Source organism: Bartonella sp. MU70NMGDW, from assembly GCF_042194085.1.
Taxonomy (GTDB): Bacteria; Pseudomonadota; Alphaproteobacteria; order Rhizobiales; family Rhizobiaceae; genus Bartonella; species Bartonella grahamii.
This window is the reverse complement of sequence record NZ_JBHIMK010000029.1, coordinates 1-22762: the sequence shown is the minus strand read 5'-3', so window position 1 is coordinate 22762 and position 22762 is coordinate 1. Positions and strand designations below refer to the sequence as shown.

The 22762-nt window shown below is 36.5% G+C and carries 17 protein-coding genes and 1 pseudogene; 13 read left to right on the top strand and 5 right to left on the bottom strand.

All coding sequences use genetic code 11. The annotated features are described in order from the left end of the window. Positions 1-648 (top strand): hypothetical protein (locus ACFIKE_RS04495; RefSeq protein WP_375648482.1); only part of this gene is annotated, 648 nt, incomplete at its 5' end. Between the two features lie 968 nt (positions 649-1616). Here the strand turns inward: ACFIKE_RS04495 and ACFIKE_RS04490 are convergent. The 4 genes from ACFIKE_RS04490 to ACFIKE_RS04475 all read right to left on the bottom strand — a co-directional run bounded on the left by ACFIKE_RS04490 (position 1617) and on the right by ACFIKE_RS04475 (position 6232). After that, a complete protein-coding gene (locus tag ACFIKE_RS04490) occupies positions 1617-2402 on the bottom strand; it encodes a DUF1499 domain-containing protein (RefSeq protein WP_375648481.1) in 786 nt (261 codons plus the stop codon). A gap of 533 nt (positions 2403-2935) precedes the next feature. Then, positions 2936-3475 (bottom strand): hypothetical protein, encoded by a 540-nt coding sequence (locus ACFIKE_RS04485; protein ID WP_375625103.1) that lies wholly within the window; start codon positions 3473-3475, stop codon positions 2936-2938. Then, positions 3468-4064, bottom strand: coding sequence for a DUF1214 domain-containing protein (locus ACFIKE_RS04480; protein ID WP_375648480.1), 597 nt, complete (start codon positions 4062-4064; stop codon positions 3468-3470). Before ACFIKE_RS04480 ends, ACFIKE_RS04485 begins: the two co-directional genes overlap by 8 nt. 17 nt (positions 4065-4081) lie before the next feature. Continuing rightward, a complete protein-coding gene (locus ACFIKE_RS04475) occupies positions 4082-6232 on the bottom strand; it encodes a transglycosylase domain-containing protein (protein ID WP_375648479.1) in 2151 nt (716 codons plus the stop codon). Positions 6233-6580: 348 nt separating this feature from the next. Between ACFIKE_RS04475 and ACFIKE_RS04470 the strand changes: the two genes are divergently transcribed. The 12 genes from ACFIKE_RS04470 (at position 6581) to ACFIKE_RS04415 (ending at position 21269) form a co-directional block, all read left to right on the top strand. Further along, the gene (locus ACFIKE_RS04470; protein WP_375625100.1) at positions 6581-6817 is read left to right on the top strand and encodes a hypothetical protein; all 237 of its coding nucleotides are present in this window, start codon (positions 6581-6583) and stop codon (positions 6815-6817) included. 21 nt (positions 6818-6838) lie between these two features. Then, positions 6839-7504: a response regulator transcription factor gene (locus ACFIKE_RS04465; protein WP_375648483.1), complete on the top strand. Its 666-nt coding sequence runs from the start codon at positions 6839-6841 to the stop codon at positions 7502-7504. Next, complete coding sequence (locus tag ACFIKE_RS04460; RefSeq protein ID WP_375648478.1) at positions 7504-8922, top strand: ATP-binding protein; 1419 nt, start codon at positions 7504-7506, stop codon at positions 8920-8922. The genes ACFIKE_RS04465 and ACFIKE_RS04460 overlap by 1 nt, the downstream gene beginning before the upstream one ends. A 234-nt stretch (positions 8923-9156) precedes the next feature. Further along, positions 9157-9927, top strand: a complete 771-nt coding sequence (locus ACFIKE_RS04455; RefSeq protein WP_375648477.1) for a tetratricopeptide repeat protein — start codon at positions 9157-9159, stop codon at positions 9925-9927. A gap of 77 nt (positions 9928-10004) precedes the next feature. After that, on the top strand, positions 10005-10484 hold the full coding sequence (gene ccmE, locus ACFIKE_RS04450; RefSeq protein WP_375625097.1) for a cytochrome c maturation protein CcmE: 480 nt from the start codon (positions 10005-10007) through the stop codon (positions 10482-10484). 7 nt (positions 10485-10491) lie between these two features. Beyond that, positions 10492-12471 carry a heme lyase CcmF/NrfE family subunit gene (locus ACFIKE_RS04445; RefSeq protein ID WP_375648476.1) on the top strand — a complete coding sequence of 660 codons (1980 nt, stop codon included), beginning with the start codon at positions 10492-10494 and terminating at the stop codon, positions 12469-12471. A 1-nt stretch (position 12472) separates the two neighbouring features. Further along, positions 12473-12925: a cytochrome c-type biogenesis protein CcmH gene (locus tag ACFIKE_RS04440; RefSeq protein ID WP_375625753.1), complete on the top strand. Its 453-nt coding sequence runs from the start codon at positions 12473-12475 to the stop codon at positions 12923-12925. Positions 12926-13112: 187 nt separating this feature from the next. Further along, positions 13113-14624: a Do family serine endopeptidase gene (locus ACFIKE_RS04435; protein WP_375648475.1), complete on the top strand. Its 1512-nt coding sequence runs from the start codon at positions 13113-13115 to the stop codon at positions 14622-14624. A 72-nt stretch (positions 14625-14696) separates the two neighbouring features. Beyond that, entirely contained in the window at positions 14697-15383 is a 687-nt protein-coding gene (locus ACFIKE_RS04430) for a response regulator transcription factor (protein WP_012754868.1), read from the top strand. Continuing rightward, positions 15380-16762 carry an ATP-binding protein gene (locus tag ACFIKE_RS04425; protein WP_375648474.1) on the top strand — a complete coding sequence of 461 codons (1383 nt, stop codon included), beginning with the start codon at positions 15380-15382 and terminating at the stop codon, positions 16760-16762. The genes ACFIKE_RS04430 and ACFIKE_RS04425 overlap by 4 nt, the downstream gene beginning before the upstream one ends. Positions 16763-16839: 77 nt before the next feature. Further along, the gene (locus ACFIKE_RS04420) at positions 16840-19785 is read left to right on the top strand and encodes a bifunctional [glutamine synthetase] adenylyltransferase/[glutamine synthetase]-adenylyl-L-tyrosine phosphorylase (protein WP_375625759.1); all 2946 of its coding nucleotides are present in this window, start codon (positions 16840-16842) and stop codon (positions 19783-19785) included. 665 nt (positions 19786-20450) lie between these two features. Beyond that, positions 20451-21269 (top strand): outer membrane protein, encoded by an 819-nt coding sequence (locus ACFIKE_RS04415; RefSeq protein ID WP_375625090.1) that lies wholly within the window; start codon positions 20451-20453, stop codon positions 21267-21269. Between the two features lie 1376 nt (positions 21270-22645). Here the strand turns inward: ACFIKE_RS04415 and ACFIKE_RS04410 are convergent. Next, positions 22646-22762: pseudogene (locus ACFIKE_RS04410) on the bottom strand (metallophosphoesterase); the annotation flags it as partial.

The following is a 22762-nucleotide window of genomic DNA, read 5'->3' as shown; positions in this document are numbered from 1 at the left end:
GCAGTAAGCGGCGGAATAGGAGGAGCTGGTGATTCAAGTAGTAACTCACATCCAAAAAGTTGGCTTTTTCCAGAAGATGATCATAATACAGACGCTTATGCTCAAGAAGCAGGTAAAGGCGGCATTGTAGGATTAGTATTAGGAGGTGGTGCTGGTGCAGCGGGAGGTTCTATTGCTGGACCAAGAGGTGCAGGTGCTGGCTTTCTCGGTGGAGCAGTAAGCGGCGGAATAGGAGGAGCTGGTGATGCCTTGGTAGATAAGTACAATCAATTTCATCCGAATCCGAGCTGTGAAGTAGGCGATTACGTTGAAGCATCGGCCATAAAGGGAGGGATAGGAGCACTAGGAGGAGCATTAGGTGGTTCAGTGGCAGGTCCTGTTGGTACGTTCACTGGAGCAGTAGGCGGCGGACTAACAGGAGCAGCTAACGGTTTTGTAGATAAGTATAATCAATGTCATCCAAATCCGAGTTGTCAAGTAGGCGATTACGTTGAATCAGCTGCCATAAAGGGAGGGATAGGAGCAATAGGAGGTGGAATAGCAGGAGCTTCTGGAGGTCCTGTTGGTGCGCTCGGTGGTGCAGTAGGCGGCGGACTAACAGGAGCTGCTACCGGTTTTATAGATAAATACAATCAATGCCATCCGTAAAGTGGAGGGACACTGTTTCTAATTTATTTAGAAAATAACGATAAAGATATTTCTGAGATCAGTGATATTGTAAACATACTTTAAAGCTATGGCTAAACTGATTTCAGGGATATTTTTGTTTATGATAATAGATATTTTATTTTGGATTCTTTGTCATGTATACTTTTATTAGTTCCTTAGTGACAGCAATTGCATTTGGATTTTTCATGTTTTTTTTCAATAGATTTAAAGGTGAGAACTGGAGTATAAAAAGAATAATATTATCAACAATTATATTTTTTATAATATATTATTCTGGAAGTTTATTAGTTAAATATATGGGAATTTTATAAAAATTATTTATATATAGAATTATAATTATTTGAATTATACTCTATTGCTCTCTCTCTTAAATCATTCATAAAGTAGATGAAATTTCAGTCTGGATTTTTTGTTATGCATACTTTTACTGGCTCCTTATTGGCAACGTTTATATATGGATTTTTAATGTTTTCTTACAATAGATTTAAAGGTAAGAACTGGAGTATAAAAATGACAACATTATCAACAATTAGGTTTTTTATATTATATTATGCTGCAAATTTATTAATTGAATATATGGGAATTTTAAAATAATATAAAATCAATTTGTTATATTATTTTAAAAATATAATTATAAGGTGTTATTTGTAGAGTTATTTATAAAAAATAAGTTATTATTTTTATATAATATTTATCTTTAAAAAAATGTTTACTGATTACATTGGGATAGATACTTTAAAATCAGTATTATCATAAAGAATTATGTTTTTTACTTCCTATTTTCAATCTTTTTAATTATTTCAAGCATGGGTTATTTTGAGATTATTATCTTTTGTATAAGGATTATCAGTTTATAGTTTTTGAAAAGTGATTGTTTGCTTATGTATCATGATTTATTGAAAAATAAGCAATTTTTATGAAATAAAGTGCCTTATCTCTCTTGATTTTTATCCATCATCTTGAGAAAGAGGGAGAGAAGCGATTTCTGTATCAAGTGCATCCATAAAATTGATAATAAAAGCAGCATTCGTTCCCAAATCTCTTGGTAAATAACGAGAAGCAGAACGCATATCAACAAAAGTGCTATCCCCTTCATCAGTTAAGCGTATCACGATATCCGAAATAAACCCAAGGTAAAAAGTTTTTGCTCTCGTTTCAATATAAAGCGCATTTTCTTCACCTTTAAACTCTCGTTGAGCCACAACAGGCCAATCATAGTCTGCTAAAACATTAAGAACAGATTCGCGAATACGGTCAGGTGAACCATCATAACGGCGCCCCGATAGTTCTGGCCATTGTGACATCTGTAATGTTTCTTGTTCAGTCAAAACACTTTTGAGCGGTAAAGCATCGCTGGGACGTATTGTGCGAAAAAAAGCCGGCGGGCTTTGTGTATCGGTAGAAATATCGTAAAGAGCCGGTAAGGTAAACCAAAGTCCAAAAAATAACATCAGTGGTGTAGCCGTTATTACCGAATAAATGATCCCTTTTAAAGCTTTCATTCCCCCTAGGGCTCCATAGACCCATAAGCTGTAAAGTGCTTTTAAAGCAAGAAAAAGAGAAATAATCACACAGCCGGTAGAGATTCCGATCAAAATTATGAAGTCGGTTACGTTAATGACGGAAAAACGTTGTAAAATGACTGAAAATAATAAAATAAAGAACGCTAATCCACCAAATCGAGGGGACCATACTGCTGCTCTTGAAACGAACCGAACATATCTCTTCTTCATGAAGTTTTTTCCCCTCAATTGTAAACTATAAGCCAAGTTTTTTCAGAGTGCCTATCTTACAAAAAGCTTCTGCTTATAAGAGAAAAATAAAGCACTTATTTTTGAGGTCAAGGATGCATAATGCTTATAAGTTTCCAGCGATTATTTTCGCACTTCATTGAAGGTAATCAGTATTTCTTCTATAGTTTATCATGTCATTGATGCGAACTTTATGGAAACGTTTGTAAATAAAAAGAAATAAATTCAAATAGCAAGTTTACAGTTGTTAGCAGCATATTTTTCTAGAACTTTACTCTTGATTTTTCTCTTCTGATTGCGGGGAGTTTTTTCTGTCAGATAATGCGTATCAAATAGGATATGATGATGTGCAATAGAGATTTCATTCTACCTCAATAAAAAATTTAGGGATCTACAATCAGACAAATCTGAATTCGAGTATTCGATTAATAGAGAAAAAAGATAACCATTTTGAGAGGCTTCGTTGATTTTGTATAGAAAGTAAGGTGTTGTACAAATGAGAGGTTAGTCCGTTTTTATTCATAAAATATGCGGCAGGTCGCAGATGAAAGGAAAGCTTCACTTTCCTTTTTTGCAAGCGAAGAAGGGGCAAAAATACGTAAAATGACAAAACCTTCATTCAAATTTTTAGCAACCAAAACTGAATTAGCATTTATTTTAGGTTTTGATTTTTTGAGTTCTATTATTTGTATTGGTTTTCCAATAATAAGATCGAGTGTAGCATCAGGGGCTGTTCGGTCATTAAGGCTATAGAAAATAATTCCTTTGTGTGTGTAAGCAGCGAGTGACCAAAATTGTCGTGTTTTCAAAGCTTTTAAATGAACAGGTCCATTTTCAAGATTAAATCTGCAGACTTTAAGAAGAAAGAGTGGATCAGCAGATTGTTGAATAGGATTATCGGGAGTAAAAGCAACAAATTGATAAGGGGCGCCGGATTTTTTAAGTGCTGTCCATATATTATTTTGTGCCCAATAGGGGATGAGAAAGAGAACGCAAATATGAACGATAATAGCGCCAATGATTGCAAGAAGTGCGATATAAATGAATCTAGTCACAATTTATTTGTCCTGATGGAATTTGTTCTATTGATGGCATTGTAAGCTTTTGTAATGCCGTTGCAGAGATGATTGGGGTATCGTATAAGGTAAGAATAAGCCCGAATTCTTTTTGACTAACTGTTGCAAGCCAATTGCCGGCTTGCGGTGTAGGTGAAATATTGATGCGCAATGAGCCATCATGCTCGTAAGTAATAGCGTTCGTGTGGAGTTCAAAAGGTATTTCTTTGGATGAAGTATAGGGCTTTAGGGATTTGTCAGCTGTATAAAGGGTAAAAAGACGGGTTTCAGGAATGGTGCCTTTGAGCAAATAATCACAGCGAGGGTGGAGTGGACGCCCTTGGTTATCTTGCCAAATCTGGAATTGAATGCCTTCAGTGCGTCCGAGTGAAACAATGCTTTGTTTAGCGGTGCGGGAGCGGGTATAGGGATCCATATTGGCGGTTCCTATTTGTGGATAAGCACTCCATTTTCCAATTCTAAAGAGTCCAAAATGATGAAAGGAATTGAGCACATAATCGACACTCAATTTTCCACATAAAATAGAAAAAGCGAAGATAAAAAAGAAAATGGTGATATTAAAAAACATCAGTGAATATCTTGAATTCAAAATGTTGAATCTCCAGTTGTTTTCATCTTCAAAGAAATTGCAGATGGTTTTTTCAGATCTTTGTTAATCAATCGCACAATATTCAATGTTTCAGGAGAAAGCGTAGAGGGTGTTGGGGGAAAAAATTCAGAATCTACATGGGAGGAAAGTATTGGGGGATGATAAGGAAGAAGAGAATCTTTAACACCATAGAGTTGTTTGAGCATAATATTTTGGTGTGCAGCAAGCATGATGCGATGCCATATCATGGCAGGAACTCCACCCCCAAAAGCACGATTCATCGGTGAAAAGTTATCATTTCCCATCCATACCGCTCCAGTATAATTACCAGTAAAGCCAACAAACCAAGCATCACGATAGGATTGTGATGTTCCAGTTTTCCCAGCGACAAGAGTCATGGGCAGAGCAGCACGCTTACCAGACCCTCGTGTTGTGACACCCACCATCATTTGGTTCATATAGGCAGCTGATTGTCTGCTGAGAACTCGGTGTAACTTATTTCCGTTATGCTCGAAATCCCATACCACATGCCCATCGATTGTTCTGATTTGCATGAACCCATGCCGATTACCAGCTATCCCGCCATTCGCAAAGACATTAAAGCCTGTAGCTTGATCCATGGGGGTCATGTTGGAAGTGCCAAGAACCATCGTTTTGTGTGATAAAATATGCGCGTTAATCCCCATATTCTTGATGAGATCTATGATGGGTTGGGTATCGCGGTGAAGATATTGATAGGTGAGATACACAGGGACTGTATTAATGGAAAAAGCTAAAGCTGTTGCTAAATCAATTTTCCCCAAATAACGACCAGAATTATTTTTTGGTGTCCACCCCCCCCAATTGATGGGAGCATCTAGAACGATTGTTGAGGGAGACAGTCCGTGTTCCAGTGCGGTTGCGTAAACATAGGGTTTGAATGAAGAACCAGTTTGCCGTCCGCCTTGTGTTGCTCTGTTAAATTGACTCTTTTTATAATCTAGTCCTCCAACAATTGCGCATACGGCACCGTTATTATCGAGTATAACAGTGGCAGCTTGTGTTACGCGATATTGTTGACCATATTGATGTAAATGATATGCAATTGATTCTTCTGCTGCTTTTTGAATATTCGGATCAAGGGTCGTTTGAATAATTAAACTATGGCTTGGAAGTTGATTACGCATTTTTTTGACTTCCTCGAATGCCCAATCAAGAAAATAATCAGCCTGATTATTTTCTATTTGGGGAAGTGCCCTAGCAGGGTGGCGATGCGCATTGATAATCTGGCTCTTCGTCATAAAGCCACTATTAACAAGATTAGAAAGGACTACATTGGCACGTGTTTGAGCCGCAAAGAGATGACTATGAGGAGCATATTTTGTTGGAGCTTTAAAGAGTCCTGCTAACATAGCAGATTCACTTAAGGATATATGACGTATGTTTTTTCCAAAATAAAATTTTGCCGCTGCGGCAATACCAAAATTATTTCCTCCCATATAGGCCCGGTCAAGATAAAGTTGTAAAATCTGTTTTTTGCTAAAATTTGCTTCTAGCCAAAGAGCAAGATAAGCTTCTTTGATTTTACGTGTTATGGTTCTCTCGTTTGTTAAGAATAAATTTTTAGCCAATTGTTGTGTGAGAGTTGAGCCACCTTGCACCACACCGTTAGCTTGCATATTTTGTGAAATTGCCCGTGTAAGTCCTTGAAAATCAATACCCCAATGATCAAAAAAACGACGGTCTTCTGTAGCAAGAACCGCTTTAATGACAGTGTCAGGCATTTCTTCAACGGGGACAGAGATCGCTGGCAATGCACCACGGTGCCCAATGGAATTTCCATAGCGATCTAGAAAAAGAATGGAAAAGTTTTTAGGAGAAGACCAATCTGTTTTGGTCAGTTCAAAAATAGAAATGCCTAAAATAGTGAAAAGAGTAAATCCCATCAACCCTAATGTCAGTATTTCATCGAGAACTTCAACGATAAAACGTTTCCATCCTTGAAGATGAAAATTTTGTGAGACGATTTTTGCCTTTTTCCAGAAAAAACTGTTAGCAGAACGAATGTGATAAAGCGCTGTGTCTAATCGTGCGTCTAATTCAATGAGAGCAGGACTGTGAAATGGCTTACGATGTTGCCTTTTCTTTTTTTTAAAAAAATCAAACATTTAAAGAGAGCCTATGGCAAAGAAATACAACCAAACAAATCTACAATAATTATATGGAGTAGAAGTATTTTTTTGCTATAGTGCTAACAGAGAAAGAGTTTATTTTAGAATTATTCATTTTTCGTAAGATAGTGTATTAGGATTTTATTATTTTATTGAATAAATTTTATTCTCATTATTAAAAATATTTTATTTTGAGTTTTTAAAAATTTGGAATAATATTAATGTGTTCTTCTGTAAGATAGAGGATAAATTATTTCCATTTGTGATTTTTAAGTCGACCCAAAAAAACCATTATTTCTTTTATCCTTTATCAAGGAAAAGAAGAGATGGGTTACTGAAATATTTATGATGAAAAAAAAATTCTTGTTTGTGATAATAGCAGCTTTTTTAGGAGCAGATTCTGTTCTAGCTTCTGGGTGTGCTGAAGTAGGTAAGAAGGTTGCCGCGCAAGAGAGCGGGGTTCTCGTCCGTTCAAAATCGGTAGTTCAGGACGGAAAGGACATGTGTGCAATTGTAGTTGTTGTACCAGCCCGTAATGGTGAAAAGTTACGTCGTGTTGAGTTTTTTGTTCCTGCTGATTAGTTTTTGGCAGATGGTGTTGTGATGCGTATCTTAATCGTTGAAGATGATCGGAATCTTCACCATCAATTAGTAGAAGCTGTAAGACGTGCAGGATATGTCTCCGATAGTGCTTTCGATGGTGAAGAGGCTTATTTTTTAGGTAGCACAGAGTCTTACGACGCGGTGATACTTGATATAGGTTTACCGTATATTGATGGTATTCGTGTTGTTGAAAAATGGCGTCAAGAAGGGCACTCCATGCCTGTTTTAATGCTAACAGCGCGAGACCGTTGGTCTGATAAGGTGCACGGTATTGATGCTGGGGCTGACGATTATGTTGTGAAGCCATTTCATTTGGAGGAAGTGATGGCGCGTTTACGGGCATTAATTCGTCGCGCTACGGGACATGCGACAAGTGCATTATGTTGCGGAAATGTTTTGTTGGATACGAAGACGTCTCGTGTTTTTGTGGATGGTCAGTTGATTAAACTAACATCTTATGAATTCAGACTACTTTCGTATCTCATGCATCATTGTGATAGGGTCATTTCAAGAACAGAGCTTACTGAACATCTTTATGATCAGGATTTTGATAAGGACTCGAATACGGTGGAAGTCTTTGTAGGTCGGTTACGGAAAAAGCTTGGAATGGATTTGATTGAAACTATTCGGGGAATGGGGTATCGCGTGAGAACGCTAGGTGATTAATGAATATTTTCGAAGAGAATAATTGGTGTAGGAGGTTCTTTTTTGTAATTACTCGATCTCTCAGTTTACGTGTTATGGTCTTATCAACATTATGGGTTGTTATTTCTCTTTTATCGATTTCTGCAGTAAGTATTTTATTTTATAAACGTTCAACTGAACAAAGCCTAGAGCGTATCCTTTCTGCTCAACTCTACAGTCTTATTGCAACAGTGACGGTGTCATCGGAAGGTACTTTGAGAGGAGGGGCTGGGATTGATGATATTCGTTATTCTGATCCAGCAACAGGATGGTATTGGGAAGTTGTTGCGATATCCCATAATTTAAAAGGAAGATTGACATCCCCCTCATTGGGAACAGGCGAGATATTTACACCAAGTGATGTTGATATACCTTTTGACAATAAATTCTTTCGTTCTTATCGGATAAAGGGGAACAATGGTCAAAAGTTACAAGTGATTGAGAGTGATGTTGTTCTTGATAATAAAAATCATATTGCACGTTTTCGGCTTGTTGGGAATATCGATGAAGCTCATGCCCAAGTAAAGGAATTTAAGCGAACTTTGCAAATTTTTCTTTGGAGTTTCGGTATCGGGAGTGTTCTTATTAATATTGCTATTATTTTCTTTAGTTTTCAACCGTTGAAGCTTATTCGACGCGCATTGAATGATATTCGCGAAGGAAGAGTTCACTATGTGAATACGGATTTAGTAAGCGAAGTGATGCCGCTTGTACAAGAGATGAATGCTCTCATTAATAATAATCAGCGTATTATTGAGCGATTTCGCACACAGGTTGGTAATCTCGCGCATTCATTGAAGACGCCTCTGTCCGTGATTATGAATGAGACAGATAAAATGCGCGGAGAAAAGGCTTGTTTGTTGAGAGAGCAAACGCAAATAATGCAAGCTCAAATCAATCATTATCTTCAGCGTGCGCGGATTGCAGCACAATGCGATAGTATTGTCTATCATACGTCTGTTCGCAGTGTACTTGAACGTTTGGTGCGGGTTATGAAAAAGCTTAATCCTGAAAAACAAATTCAATTTACTATGGATGTTGATGATATTGTTTTTTCTGGAGAGAAGGAAGATTTAGAAGAAATTATAGGGAATTTGATTGAAAATGCTACTCAGTGGTCTCGAGCAAAGGTTTTGATCTCTTGTTGTTTAGAAGAAAATGTTGAAGAAACAGAATATTTTAGTATCTTTGTAGAAGATGATGGTCCTGGTTTAACAGAAGATAAAATGGAGGAAGCATTAAAAAGAGGGCGGCGGTTTAATGAAAGTAAACTAGGGGCAGGCTTAGGGCTAGCAATTGTTTCAGATATGGTCAGTGAATATGGTGGCAAGCTCTTTTTATCACGTTCTGATTTGGGTGGGTTGTATGCAAAAGTTTTATTACCTAAGATGGGAGAATAACATATTTTCGCCTTAAGCAAGAAATGTCTATAAAGTTTGTAAAGCAGTATTTTCAGATAATACATAAAGAGTAGGGAAACATTGTTTTTAGTTTCTTTGCTTAATTGATATATATGATAGATATTTATAATATTTTCCATGAAAAAATGAATTTTTATCAGTTCACATCATTTTTCTCATGAAGAGGGTAAAATGTAAGCGAGTCATTCTCTGTTTGTATTGGAAAAAAATGATATGCTCTTATTAATTTTTGCAGCATTTTTTCTGACTTTTCTGGCAAGTATTCTTTTTCTTTCACTACGTTTTGATGATGAGATAAAGAAAGAATGGAAAGTTCAAACCGCGGATGGTTATAGAAGTCATAAGCATACGATTGAGTTTAACAAGCTTTATATGCATTATAAAAAAAGAAATATTCTTAAGGCTTTAAGTATTTTATTTGTTCTTCTTATGACATGGAATATTTATGGTCTGACAGGCAGTCCAGAAGTGAAAAGTTATTTTTTTAGCGAATTAATGGATAAGGATCCTAAAACTCTTAGTAAGCAAGAAAAGCTTATTCGTTTACAAGTGCTTTTTTTCCGTGCACCTCATGATGGCAAGCTAGCAGATGCGTTAGCGGTAGGGTATCTCGAAGAAAGCCTTTTTCAAGAGGCTGTGAATACTTATTTAGACGCACTTCGTTTGAATGGAGAAACAGCTCCAAGGCTTGTAGGATATGGTTTAGCATTGGTTGGTTATGAAGGGGGAGTGATAACACAAGAAGCACAAAATGCTTTTCAAAAAGCAGCAGATTTAGCGCCAACAGATTTTTATCCACGTTTGTTGTTGGCCGATGCATTGCATCAAGCAGGAAAAACTGCGCAGGCAGTGCAATTTTTACAAAGCTTTCTTGATACAATGCCTGAAAATTTTTCAGGACAATCACGTGTTAAAAAAATGATGATTCAGTTACGTGATTTATCGCGTGAGCATACAGAGAAAAGAAATCTTGCACCTATGTAGAAGATGTGCAAAGCTCTTAAGAAATAAAATATTGATACTTAATTATAACGTATTTAAACTTTTTTCGCAGAGTGTCTATGAACAGTCAATCTTTAAAGAGTTCTGCCTCATGGAAGGTTATTTTAGAGCAGCGAAAAAAAAGGCGCTTACTGATCATATTATTATGTTGTTTGGTTATGACAATTGCAGCAAGTCTCATAGTGTATGCAATGCGTCATGCGGTCAGTTTTTTTAGAATGCCCTCTGAAATTACAAGAGAAGATATTTTAACGGAGCGCCCTTTGCGTTTGGGTGGCTTTGTTGAAAAGGGAACCGTTCAATATGTTGGAGAGAGAGGCGTTATTTTTTTTGTAACGGATAACAAAAAACATGAAAAAGTAGTTTTCAACGGTGCCTTACCGGATCTTTTTCGTGAAGGTCAGGGAGTGATTGTAGAAGGGCATTTTGATAAACAGGGTTTTTTTATAGGGATGCGTATTTTAGCAAAACATGATGAAACTTATATGCCTAAAGAAACAGCTGATCGTTTGAAAAAATATTACAGTATGGAGAAATAATTCGATTGTGCTTGTCGAACTGGGTCATATTTTTTTAGCTGCAGCATTTTCAGTAAGCTTATTAGGGGCGTTCTTACCTGCTTTAGGTGTTTGGTGGAGAGAGCGTTTGTTAATGCAAACAGCTGTTCCTCTAGCATATATCACTTTTACATTACTACTTTTATCTTTTTTAGTGATAATTTATGCTTATGTCGTATCTGATTTTTCTGTTTTGAACGTTGTTGAGAATTCTCATTCAGAAAAACCGATGCTCTATAAAATTACCGGTGTTTGGGGCAACCACGAAGGCTCTATGTTGTTATGGGTTTTAAGTCTTGCTTTTTTTAGTGCATTGATGGCCTTTTTTAGCCAACATTTTCCAGAAGATTTTAAGACGCTTGTTTTAATTTGCCAAAGTTGGATTACAAGTGCTTTTCTTTTATTTATTCTTTTTGTATCCAACCCATTTTTACGTGTGAATCCACCAGCATTACAGGGAAATGGTCTCAGTCCTCTTTTACAAGATATCGCATTAGCAATTCATCCACCGCTACTTTATTTAGGTTATGTCGGTTTTTCACTTTGTTTTTCTTTTGCCGTTGCGGCATTGATTATGGGACATGTTGATAGAATTTGGGCACGTGGGATTCGTCCATGGCTTTTACTTTCTTGGTGTTTTTTGACATTGGGTATTATGGTTGGCTCCTATTGGGCTTATTATGAGCTAGGATGGGGGGGCTATTGGTTTTGGGATCCTGTTGAAAATGTTTCGTTTATGCCTTGGCTTTCAGGAACGGCTCTTTTACATTCTGCTCTTGTTCTCGAAAAACGAGAAATATTGAAAAGTTGGACTTTGTTTTTAGCGCTGCTTACTTTTTCCCTTTCTCTGATGGGAACTTTTCTTGTGCGTTCGGGGCTTTTAGTTTCTGTTCATAGTTTTGCTGTTGATCCAGCACGGGGGCAAGCAATTCTTGCACTTTTATTGTTTTTTACAGGAGCGGCTTTTCTTCTTTTTGCTTTGCGCACCCCTATTTTAAAAACAGGAAATTTTTTTCAACCAATTTCACGTGAAGGGTTTATTGTTTTAAATAACTTGTTACTAACAACAATAACAGCAACAGTATTGATTGGTACGCTTTATCCTTATTTTATTGAGATATTAACAGGACAAAAAATTTCTGTAGGGGCTGCTTTTTTTAACCTTACCTGTGGACCGCTAATGGTTTTGCTGTTGTTGTTTGTTCCGTTTGGGACAATGATGGCATGGAAACGCGGTGATTTTCTTGCAGTTTTTGAACGGTTATGGTTTGTTTTTGTATTGGTTGGTATCGTCTGTTTTGTAATATTTTATGCGACATCTGTGCGTGATATTTTTGCCGTTTTAGGGATTGGGCTTTCAGCGTTTGTTTTTTTAGGCAGTTTAGCGGATCTATGGGGAAAGAGTGGATATGGCAAGAGAGCTTTTTCAGTACGCGTTAAGAGATTTCTTGGATTGCCATGGTCTACTTTTGGTGCAGCAATAGCACATATGGGATTAGGTGTTACATTATTTGGTATTGTTTGTGTGGCAAGTTTTGGGCAAGAACGTATTTTAATCATGAACGTAGGGGATAGGGTGACGATAGCGGATAAAACGCTTCATTTTGATGCAGTGTATGATGATGTTGGTTCGAATTATTCGGCAGTGGAGTTTTATTTTAAAATATATGAAAATAAAAACATTGTGGGTCATGTAACAGCCTCAAAGCGATTTTACTCGAGCCAAAATACATCAACAACAGAAGTTGGTCTGAAAAATCATGGCTTATCGCAGCTATATATTGTACCAGGACATATCGATAATCGGGGTCTTGTTGTGCATGTATGGTGGAAGCCTTATGTAATATGTATTTGGTTAGGGGCATTCATGATGGCTATGGGGGGATGTCTTTCTCTTCTGGGGTATTGGTTTCGCATTGGTATGTACAATAGGGTAATGCCTGCTTTAAATTTTTGGAAAAGACATTGAGATGAAAAAAATTCTTTGGATTGTATTTTTTTTAATTGCAACGTTTCCTTTTCAATTAGCAATAGCAGTAGAGCCGGATGAGATTTTAAAGGATAAGATTCTTGAAGCGCGAGCACGCCATATTTCATCGCATTTACGTTGTCCGGTTTGTCAAAATCAATCAATTGATGATTCAGATGCTGCTTTAGCACGTGATTTACGGCTTTTAATTCGGGAAAGGCTAAAAATGGGCTATAGTAATCAGCAAGTCACTGACTTTCTTGTTGAGCGATATGGTGAATTTATTCTCTTGAAGCCACCATTGAATAAAATAACTTGGTTTTTATGGTTTTCGCCTTTGATCATTATCATCATTGGCGCAAGTATCATATTTTTCCACTTCAAACGGAACAATCATGAGAAAATAATGAGTTATGTTAATGAAGAAGAACAGCCAAAAATGCCATTGCATTAAAAAAGATGTTATATAAAAGAAAAAAATCAGATCATCTGCAATGAGCATACAATCTTATTGTAATTATATTAGGGAATACTGAAACCTTACAAAACTTTAATAATTTAGACAGAAAATGGTAAGGTCTGGTGTTTTATAAGTGATCGAAATTGGAATAAAGGTATGATTGAATAGGAGCATAGAGTAAATGGTTAAAAAGGCTTTCTTTAAAACATTTGTCGCAGTGAGTTTTTCTGCGATATTGGAAAGTGCACTGTTTTTTAGTGGATGTACATCAAGCTTGTGGATGACAAAGGCTCATGCGAGTTCTGTATTTACTTCGTTAATGCAACAACAGGGATTTGCCGATATTGTTGCTCAAGTGAAACCAGCAGTTGTAGCAGTACAAGTAAAGAGCAATAAAAAGAAAGAAGATAGGTTCTTTAGTAACTTTTTTAGTGGTCCAGGACTTGATCAATTACCAGACCAGCATCCTTTGAAAAGGTTTTTTAAAGAGTTTTATGATTTTGATAAACCTAAAAATAAATTTCCCCAGCAATCACGGAGACTCCGTCCTGTTGCTTTTGGATCGGGTTTTTTTATTTCGTCTGATGGTTACATTGTGACAAATGATCATGTGATTTCTGACGGAACAAGTTATACTGTTGTTCTTGATGATGGTACAGAATTGAACGCAAAGCTCATTGGTAAAGACCCCAAAACCGACCTTGCCGTATTAAAAGTGAGTGATAAAAGAAAATTTTCCTATGTTGATTTTGGTGATGATTCAAAGCTTCGTGTTGGGGATTGGGTTGTTGCCATTGGGAATCCATTTGGCCTTGGTGGAACTGTGACAGCAGGTATTGTTTCTGCACGTGGACGTGATATTGGCACTGGTGTGTATGATGATTTTATTCAGATTGATGCTGCTGTTAATAGAGGAAACTCTGGTGGTCCAACGTTTGATCTTAATGGAAAGGTTGTTGGGGTTAATACAGCAATTTTTTCTCCTTCTGGAGGAAATGTTGGGATTGCTTTTGCTATTCCGGCAGCGACTGTAAAACAGGTTGTGCAACAACTTATTGAAAAAGGTTCAGTTCAACGTGGTTGGTTAGGTGTTCAGATTCAGCCGGTAACAAAGGAGATTTCCGATTCAATAGGTTTGAAAGAAGCCAAAGGTGCTTTGGTTACTGATCCGTTAAAAGGACCGGCAGAAAAGGCTGGTATTAAAGCGGGTGATGTAATTATTTCAGTGAATAATGAAAAGGTTGCTGATGCACGTGATCTGGCGAAACGTATTGCAAATATTAAACCAGGAGAAACGGTAACCATAGGGATTTGGAGGTCAGGTAAGGAGGAAAGTATCAAGGTTAAACTCGCTTCAATGTCTGAAGATGAAAGTAAGAAGGAGGCTTCAAAACATTCAAATGAACGGGGTGATTTAGATGAAACATTGGAAGATTATGGTCTGATTGTTATACCTTCTGATGATGGTATAGGGGTTGTCGTAACGGATGTCGATACCGATTCAGATGCTGCAGATAAAGGGATACGTCCTGGTGATATCATTGTGACAGTAAATAATAAACCGGTTAAACGAGTCTCTGATATTGTTAGTACAATCAAAAATGCTCAGCAGTTAGGACGAAAGGCTATACTCTTACAAGTGCGAACAAATGATCAAAATCGTTTTGTTGCTCTACCAATTTTGAAAAAATAAGGCTTTAGTTGTAGGACAAATGTTTATTAAACATTTGTCCTACAACATAATAAAGTAATGGAGATACGTTTTATGAAGATACTCGTTATTGAAGATGATCATGAGACGGGGCATTATCTCGAAAAGGCTTTTTTGGAAGTAGGGCATTCCGTTGATGTTGCTTATGATGGGGATACGGGATACGCTTTAGCGACCACGGAAAATTATGACGTTATGGTTGTTGATCGAATGCTTTTGCATCGTGATGGTCTTTCTATTATTGCTGAATTGCGCGCTAAAGGCAATGAAACACCGGTTCTTATTCTGTCTGCTTTAGGGCAAGTTAATGATCGTGTAACGGGGTTGCGTGCAGGGGGAGATGATTATTTGACAAAGCCTTATGCTTTTTCTGAACTTCTTGCGCGTGTTGAAGTTTTACAACGGCGGAAAAATCCTAAAGAAGCAGAAACTGTTTATTGTGTAGGTAATCTTGAGCTTGATCGGCTAGCACATACGGTAAAACGGGGTGATAGAAACATCCTATTGCAACCACGAGAGTTTCGTTTACTTGAATATTTGATGCGCTATGCGGGGCAGGTTGTTACACGCACTATGCTTTTGGAAAATGTTTGGGATTACCATTTTGATCCACAAACGAATGTCATTGATGTCCATATCTCCCGTTTGAGAGCCAAAATTGAAAAAGATTTTGATGTTCCCCTTCTCCATACCGTGCGTGGAGCTGGATATATGCTGAAAGCACCAGATAACAAAGCATGAATCGTTTGATTAATATAATGCGCACGACGGCGCTAAGGCTTTCAGCACTTTACATTTTATTGTTTGGATTGGTGGCAACAGGGCTTTCTATTTATATGACGGCATTTTCTGCTTCATTGTTAACAGAGCAAACTGAACAGGCTTTACATGAAGAATTAAAGTATATTGAAAATGCTTATAATTATGGAGGATTATCCTTATTAATGCGCACTATTGATTATCGTTCAAGACAACCAGGAGCATTTCTTTATCTTGTCACGGATTCTATGGGGCGTATTTTAGCAGGAAATGTAGCACGTATTGAATTAGGTCTTTTGAATCAGAGTGGTTTTATTTCTACCTCTTTTTTGTATTCCCGTTTTGGAGAACATGGCAAAACAAGTGAACATCGCGCTTTGGCGGTTATTGTTGATTTACCTAATGCTATGAAGATTCTTATAGGACGCGATTTGGATGAGCCAGAACGTTTTGCAGTGGTTATTCGTAAAGCTGTGGTCATTGCACTTGCTGCAATGGTTGGAGGCGCTTTACTCATATGGTTTTTTGTTGGCAGGAGAGCTTTACAAAGGATTGATCATGTAACGGCTGCATCACAGCGCTTGATGGATGGTGATTTCAGTGGGCGTTTACCTGTCTCTGGAGTAGGGGATGAGTTTGATCGATTGTCAGCTAATCTTAATGTTATGTTAGACCGCATTGAAGAGTTAAATATTGGTTTACGTCAAGTATCAGATAACATTGCTCATGATCTGAAAACGCCGTTAACGCGTCTTAGAAATCGCGCTGAAGAGGCGCTTTCAGGAAATAAGACAAAGCTTGAATATCGTCAGGTCCTTGATAGGGTTATTGCAGAATCAGATCAACTTATTTGTACGTTCAATGCGATTTTAATGATTTCACGTATTGAAGCCAGTAGTGCGATTGAGCATCTTGAAATGATGAATATGAAACTGATCCTTGAAGATGCTGTTGAGATTTACGAACCTTTTGCTGAAGAGTCAGGTGTTTTACTTCGGTTGGGGAATATATTTAATAAAGACCTTAAGTTGAATCGTGAGCTTGTTGCACAATCAATTTTTAACCTTATAGATAATGCCATTAAATATGCGTCTAAAGGTGAAAGGAAAGCGGAGGTTTGCTTATCAATGGAATATCGTGATGAACATTTATTAGTTGTTGTGAGCGATAATGGACCAGGAATAGCAGAGGATAAACTTGAAAAAGTGACAGAACGATTTGTTCGTCTTGAAGAAAGCCGCACACAACCTGGGTTTGGGATTGGTTTAAGTATAGCAAAAGCAGTTATGAAGCTTCACGGGGGTGAGTTGTTACTTGAAAATGCAAATCCAGGGCTTAGGGCTGTTTTGTTATTTCCTTAAAGATATTTTTCTTCACTTTTCTCTTTTCATACGTAACAACTATTTTAAAAGTATAAAGCAATAGAAAGGAAGGCAAAATGCTTTTCAAGGGAGCGCAGACGAAACAAGCTTTTTTAAAAACACAGCTTCTCCCTTTATGCCCTCTCGATAAAAGTGGTTCCCAATGGTTAAAAGACATGGAAGAACAAGCAAGGGAAGAAGGTTTAGAATCTCTTATTTCCCTTATCTTAGAGAGTGGAACGCAGATTGATTTTATCAGTTCAGTTATGACCTTATCTCCTTTTTTGCGTGAGGTTTTAATTGCCAATCCATCATATCTTAGTGCTTTATTAAATGTTGATATAGAAACAAGGCTGAGCGAAATTATAGATGATATTACGGCTATTGATAAGGATGAAACTATAAATGAAACTTCATTAATGGCTGCTTTAAGGCGCAAAAAAAGAGAAGCGCATGTTCTCATTGCTTTAGCTGATTTGAGTGGTGTTTTTACTTACGAAGTTTCATGTGCTTGGTTGACACGTTTGGGCGAAGCAGCATTAAGTGTAGCGCTGCGTTTTCTATTAAGAGAAGCGCATGATCATGGTAAGATCAATTTATTAAGCCGTGAGAATCCAGAAAAAGACTGTGGTTTAATTATTTTAGGGATGGGAAAATTAGGAGCAGGGGAACTTAATTATTCTTCTGATATTGATCTTATTGTTTTCATTGATGAAACATCACCTCATATTGGTAATCTTTCTGAAAGTGTTGACGTATTTTCTAAAATGGTACGCCGATTAATCCGTATCATTCAAGAACGCACTGCGGAAGGATATGTTTTTCGTCTTGATTTTCGGCTTCGTCCAGATCCAGGATCAACCCCTTTGGCCTTACCAGTAAGGACTGCCTTGCGGTATTACGAAGGGCGTGGACAAAATTGGGAACGAGCAGCCATGATTAAAGCACGTCCAGTTGCTGGCGATAAGAGGGCAGGTTTTAACTTTCTTAAAGAGCTTTTTCCCTATGTGTGGCGGAAATATTTAGATTACGCTGCTATTGCTGATATTCATTCGATCAAACGTCAAATTCATGCGCATAAAAATTACGGTCAAATTGCAGCTTATGGGCATAATATAAAGTTAGGTCGTGGTGGTATTCGTGAGATTGAGTTTTTTGTTCAGACACAACAGCTTATTGCCGGTGGGCGTTTTCCTCAATTACGTGGACGTCAGACAGTTGCAATGTTAGCAGAACTTCACACGCTTGGTTGGATTAGTGAGAAAACAAGAAATAGTCTTATAAAAAGTTATGCTTTTCTTCGAAATGTGGAACATCGGATTCAGATGCTTTTCGATGAACAAACACACCTTCTTCCAAATGATATTGCTCAATTCACGAGTGTTGCCTATTTAATGGGTTATCAAGACAGTAACAGTTTTATCCGTGATTTATTAAAAACACTTCAGGTTGTTGAAAAACATTATGCAGCACTGTTTGAGAATGAGCAAGAACTTGGTTTAGAAATTGGTAATTTAGTTTTTACAGGTGAAGAAGATGATCCGGAGACATTAATAACGTTAAGCCGTTTAGGCTTTGAAAGAGCAAGTGATATTTGTCGTATTATGCGCACTCTCCATTGTGGTCGTTATAAAGCAACGCAATCAGCCGAAGCACGCGAGAGATTAACGGAATTAACACCAGCTCTTTTGAAAGCTTTTGGTGGGACAAAACGAGCTGATGAGGCGATGTTGCGTTTTGATAGTTTTTTACAGGGCTTACCTTCAGGAATTCAGCTTTTTAGTCTTTTACAGTCTAATCCCTCTCTTTTGGATATGCTTGTCCTTATTATGGGTGCTGCTCCACGTCTTGCAGAAATTATTACACGCAGATCCCATGTTTTTGATGGAATGTTAGATCCGAATATTCTTTCAGAATTACCAACAAAAGCGTATTTAGAAAAACGGCTTGAATATTTTCTTGAAAATATTCTTTCTTATGAGGAAATTCTCGACCATTTAAGAATTTTTGCAGATGAACAACGTTTTTTAATTGGTATTCGAATTTTGAATGGTGCAATTACAGGAGAAAGAGCGGGTTTTGCTTTTACTGCGCTTGCTGATCTTATGATTACAAAAACATTTGCTGCCGTTCAAGAGGAATTTTCTCGTCTTCATGGTAGTATTAAAGGGGGGCGTGTTGGCATATTGGGTATGGGGAAGCTTGGAAGTCGCGAATTAACAGCAGATTCCGATGTTGACCTCGTTTTGCTTTATGAACACGATGATGATGCAGAAATATCTGATGGAGAAAAGCCTCTTTATATCTCTCAATATTATACGCGTTTAGCACAGCGCCTCATTTCTGCTTTATCCACTCTTACAAGCCAAGGTGTTCTTTATGTCGTTGATTTAAGGTTACGGCCGTTAGGCAATAAAGGACCTGTTGCTGTTTCTTTTCCATTTTTTAAAAAGTATTATCGCCAAGAAGCATGGATATGGGAATATCTTGCTTTAACAAGGGCTCGAGGCATTGCAGGAGATCCTGATTTTTTACAAAAGCTAGAAAATGAAGTGTGTGCAATTATTGCTATTTCTCGTGATAAGAAGGAAGTTGCAAAAGAAGTATGTGAAATGCGTTCCTTGATTGCAAAAGAAAAGCCGCCAAAAAATCAATGGGATTTAAAAACGATGTCTGGTGGCATTATGGATTTGGAGTTTATTGCTCAATTTTCTCTTATTACGCATGTCATTGAGTTTCAAATTGGAGCAACAACAGCTGATATTTTAGATCACTTACCAGACAGTTTTCTTAATCAGTCATGTATTGCTGATTTACATTATGCCTATCATCTTTATACAAATTTGAGTCAAATTATACGGCTTTGCTTAAATGATTCTCTTGATCCCAATGATATGCCACCTGGATTAAGTGACCTTTTGTTAAATAGTGTTGGGGAACCTGATTTGCTTCGTGTTGAAAAACTAATTGCAGAAACTGGGCAATTGGTCTGTTCAGTTTTTACAAAAATCATGAAACATTAAAATAATTTTATAAGAATAATAAAAATTATTAATTCCGTTTTTATATATTAATTTTTGTCTTTTATTTCATTACACACTTGAGAGGGTTAGAGTGAAGTTCTCTACTGGTTTCTCAAGTGTGATGAAAAAAAATTTCTGTTAGATGTGTCATTCTTTATACAAAAAGCGATGAGTGACGAGTTTAGTGAATGATATTCTTTATGAGCCTTATCTCATGTGTATGATAAAAGCATATGGGTCATTTATTAAGCAGCGGTATATCAGATACATTTATGAATTAAGGGATATTCAACACAAAAATATATGCAAGAGTGTTTTTATCGTACATATTTATATAAAAACTTATAGAGATTATGTCTCATTACACTAATAATACCAAAATATTAAAATCAATATGATAAAAATCTTTATTAATTACATATCTCATTTTTTCAAAAAATTGATATTATAATTATTTGTATAATCATGATTAATATGAAGCTATAAAAGCTAATATGTAATAATTAATGGAAATATAAAGCATATTTAAATTTTTTTATAATATTATTTATTAAAACTAATTTTATTTTTTTATAACTGTGTCATTTTTGCTATAGATTTTAAAAAAAAACTGTGAAACTATTTACTATTATTTATGTATCACATTAGCTTTTAGGGGAGCAATTATGATTACAAAGTATTTAGTCTCAACATCTATCTTTTCTTTAATTTCAATTTCTGTAGTACAGGCGGCGGATATGGTTACTCCTGAACAGCCCGTTCCTGTTATTGCAGCTCCTGCTTTTTCTTGGACAGGATTTTATCTTGGAGGACAGATTGGTAGCTTTTCAGGTAAAACAACTGCAAGTTATTTAAAAGATGAGACGGGGATATGGAATCCAATTGGAAAGGAGGATTTACCTAAACTTTCTGGTTTTATAGGGGGAGTTTATGCAGGTTCCAATATTGATATCGATAATGGTTTTATTATAGGTATTGATACGGATATTATGTGGTCTGATAAAAAGGGTACAAAAGATATTAATCGACCCAAAAAAAGTCAAACTGAAGAAGATTCTTCAGAAGAAGCAAATCTAACAAGAGATTCTCATGAGGAGGATTCGACAATACCTATTGAAGCTGTACGTCATACTTTAAAACAAAAATGGGCTGGTGCTACGCGGGTGAGAGTTGGTTTTGCGATTGAGCGTGTAATGCCTTATGTTTCTGGAGGGATTGCTTATACGCAACTTCAGAATATTTTTGGGTTAGTTGCTGACAGCAACAACAGAGCAGTTAATTTTTCTGATTGGTTGCATGATGAAAAAAAGACCATGATTGGTTATACCCTCGGAGGTGGTGTTGATTTTGCAATGGCTGATAATGTTATTGTGCGTGCAGAATACCGTTATTCAGATTTTGGTAAGAAGAAGTTCGTGCATGATAAATTTGAAATGGGCTACAAGACAAACGATTTCCGCGTGGGTGTAGCTTATAAATTTTAGTTTTTGCCGAATTAAAAATTCAAAAGTCTCATTTTAGAATGAGGCTTTTATTTTTTAGATATGTGCAGTGAAATATCCTTCACTCAAAAGAGTTACTATTTTATTCGAACAATACGTTTATTTATAAATATAATTTACTTTTTCATGTTGAGTGAGAGACCCAAGTATCATAAGATTTTCTCATTTTAAACCTATACCATGTTGAACCAGTGAAAACCATGTCTTTTGCACGTCAAAAGGAGGGAGAGCCGTGAGATAAAAAACATGAAAGAAAGAATAAAAATACTCCTTATGAACCTTCTCAAGTGCCAAAGGCTGTCGCTGCATTGGGACTTGGCAAAGTGTGAGATTTTGATACTAGCTGGCTTTTTCATAAACGTAAAGATGGTGCTGCTAAATGGACTTATCATTACATTATTCATAGGTGCTGTGGGAAATGGATTTGGGTGCTTTAAAAGATGCTTTTTTAAAACAAACACATGAATTGGCAACTTAATTGCGTTTTGTTTTATTTGAAATACCTCTCATACAATCGACGTTTCTGTTTTTCATTGTCGTAAGATATTTATTTAATAACAAAAAATCGTTAAAGCACGTAAAACTACATCCGCAATAAAACTTAATAATAATAATTTATATTAATAAAATATCTATAAAGATTATTATAAAGTGATTTATAGGAAAAAATAGATAGCAAATTATGAATTTATCGAGACATAAAAAACATTATTAACTATGCCTATTATAGAAATAGAATCTATTATTTTTATAAATCTTTTAAATGTACGATAATAAATGTCGAATGAAATAGTAGGGGATTATTTCAAATATATTTACGATAAATCTGTATTGACGATAAATCAATCAACATCATTTGTTCATGAACTACAAGTATGTTTGGTTATTGAAATTATATACTTTAGTCATTGATTTTCAGGTATAGAATCTGAATGAGGTTCTCTATTATTCTATAGAATATACATCACTGTAGTGGTATAAGGATTTTGCGCATTAGATGCTTTTGGAGGGGTGTATGATGAAATTCAAGGCAGGATTTGTGTGTAGAACTTTGTGAAGTCAATCACATGCACAATTAGCAGGTGGAATCCGTGCGACAAGAATCTGGATTATTTATAGATCAGGTGTGGTAGAAGTTTTCGTCCTTTAGGACGGGAAGGAAGTAGACCAATGAGTTTGTAAAGCCAGTCATATAAGAGGGGTAGCAGATGGAATTCTCTGAGAGAAATTGATTTATCGACAGGGAAAGTAGAACTTTGTCTTTTAAGGAGAAAAGGGGAAATAAGAGTTATAATTTCCAAAGGGATATGAAATAAAAATATTTTCGTTTTTGGTTGTTTTGGCAACTATGAAGGTGTTTAAAGATTAATTGTTTCAATACATGCAATCTCGTTTTGAGGGTTGATAATGCTATAACGTTGCAATTGGCAGTGCCATTGATTTTGTAAGTGTTCAATGGAAAATAAATTAAAGCC

Coding starts and splice junctions, on each gene's coding strand:
- ACFIKE_RS04420 (WP_375625759.1), top strand. CDS start 16,840: ATGCTTTTCAAGGGAGCGCAGACGAAACAAGCTTTTTTAAAAACACAG.
- ACFIKE_RS04460 (WP_375648478.1), top strand. CDS start 7,504: ATGAATATTTTCGAAGAGAATAATTGGTGTAGGAGGTTCTTTTTTGTA.
- ACFIKE_RS04480 (WP_375648480.1), bottom strand. CDS start 4,064: ATGTTTTTTAATATCACCATTTTCTTTTTTATCTTCGCTTTTTCTATT.
- ACFIKE_RS04455 (WP_375648477.1), top strand. CDS start 9,157: ATGCTCTTATTAATTTTTGCAGCATTTTTTCTGACTTTTCTGGCAAGT.
- ACFIKE_RS04415 (WP_375625090.1), top strand. CDS start 20,451: ATGATTACAAAGTATTTAGTCTCAACATCTATCTTTTCTTTAATTTCA.
- ACFIKE_RS04470 (WP_375625100.1), top strand. CDS start 6,581: ATGATGAAAAAAAAATTCTTGTTTGTGATAATAGCAGCTTTTTTAGGA.
- ACFIKE_RS04425 (WP_375648474.1), top strand. CDS start 15,380: ATGAATCGTTTGATTAATATAATGCGCACGACGGCGCTAAGGCTTTCA.
- ACFIKE_RS04475 (WP_375648479.1), bottom strand. CDS start 6,232: ATGTTTGATTTTTTTAAAAAAAAGAAAAGGCAACATCGTAAGCCATTT.
- ccmE (WP_375625097.1), top strand. CDS start 10,005: ATGAACAGTCAATCTTTAAAGAGTTCTGCCTCATGGAAGGTTATTTTA.
- ACFIKE_RS04430 (WP_012754868.1), top strand. CDS start 14,697: ATGAAGATACTCGTTATTGAAGATGATCATGAGACGGGGCATTATCTC.
- ACFIKE_RS04435 (WP_375648475.1), top strand. CDS start 13,113: ATGGTTAAAAAGGCTTTCTTTAAAACATTTGTCGCAGTGAGTTTTTCT.
- ACFIKE_RS04465 (WP_375648483.1), top strand. CDS start 6,839: ATGCGTATCTTAATCGTTGAAGATGATCGGAATCTTCACCATCAATTA.
- ACFIKE_RS04440 (WP_375625753.1), top strand. CDS start 12,473: ATGAAAAAAATTCTTTGGATTGTATTTTTTTTAATTGCAACGTTTCCT.
- ACFIKE_RS04490 (WP_375648481.1), bottom strand. CDS start 2,402: ATGAAGAAGAGATATGTTCGGTTCGTTTCAAGAGCAGCAGTATGGTCC.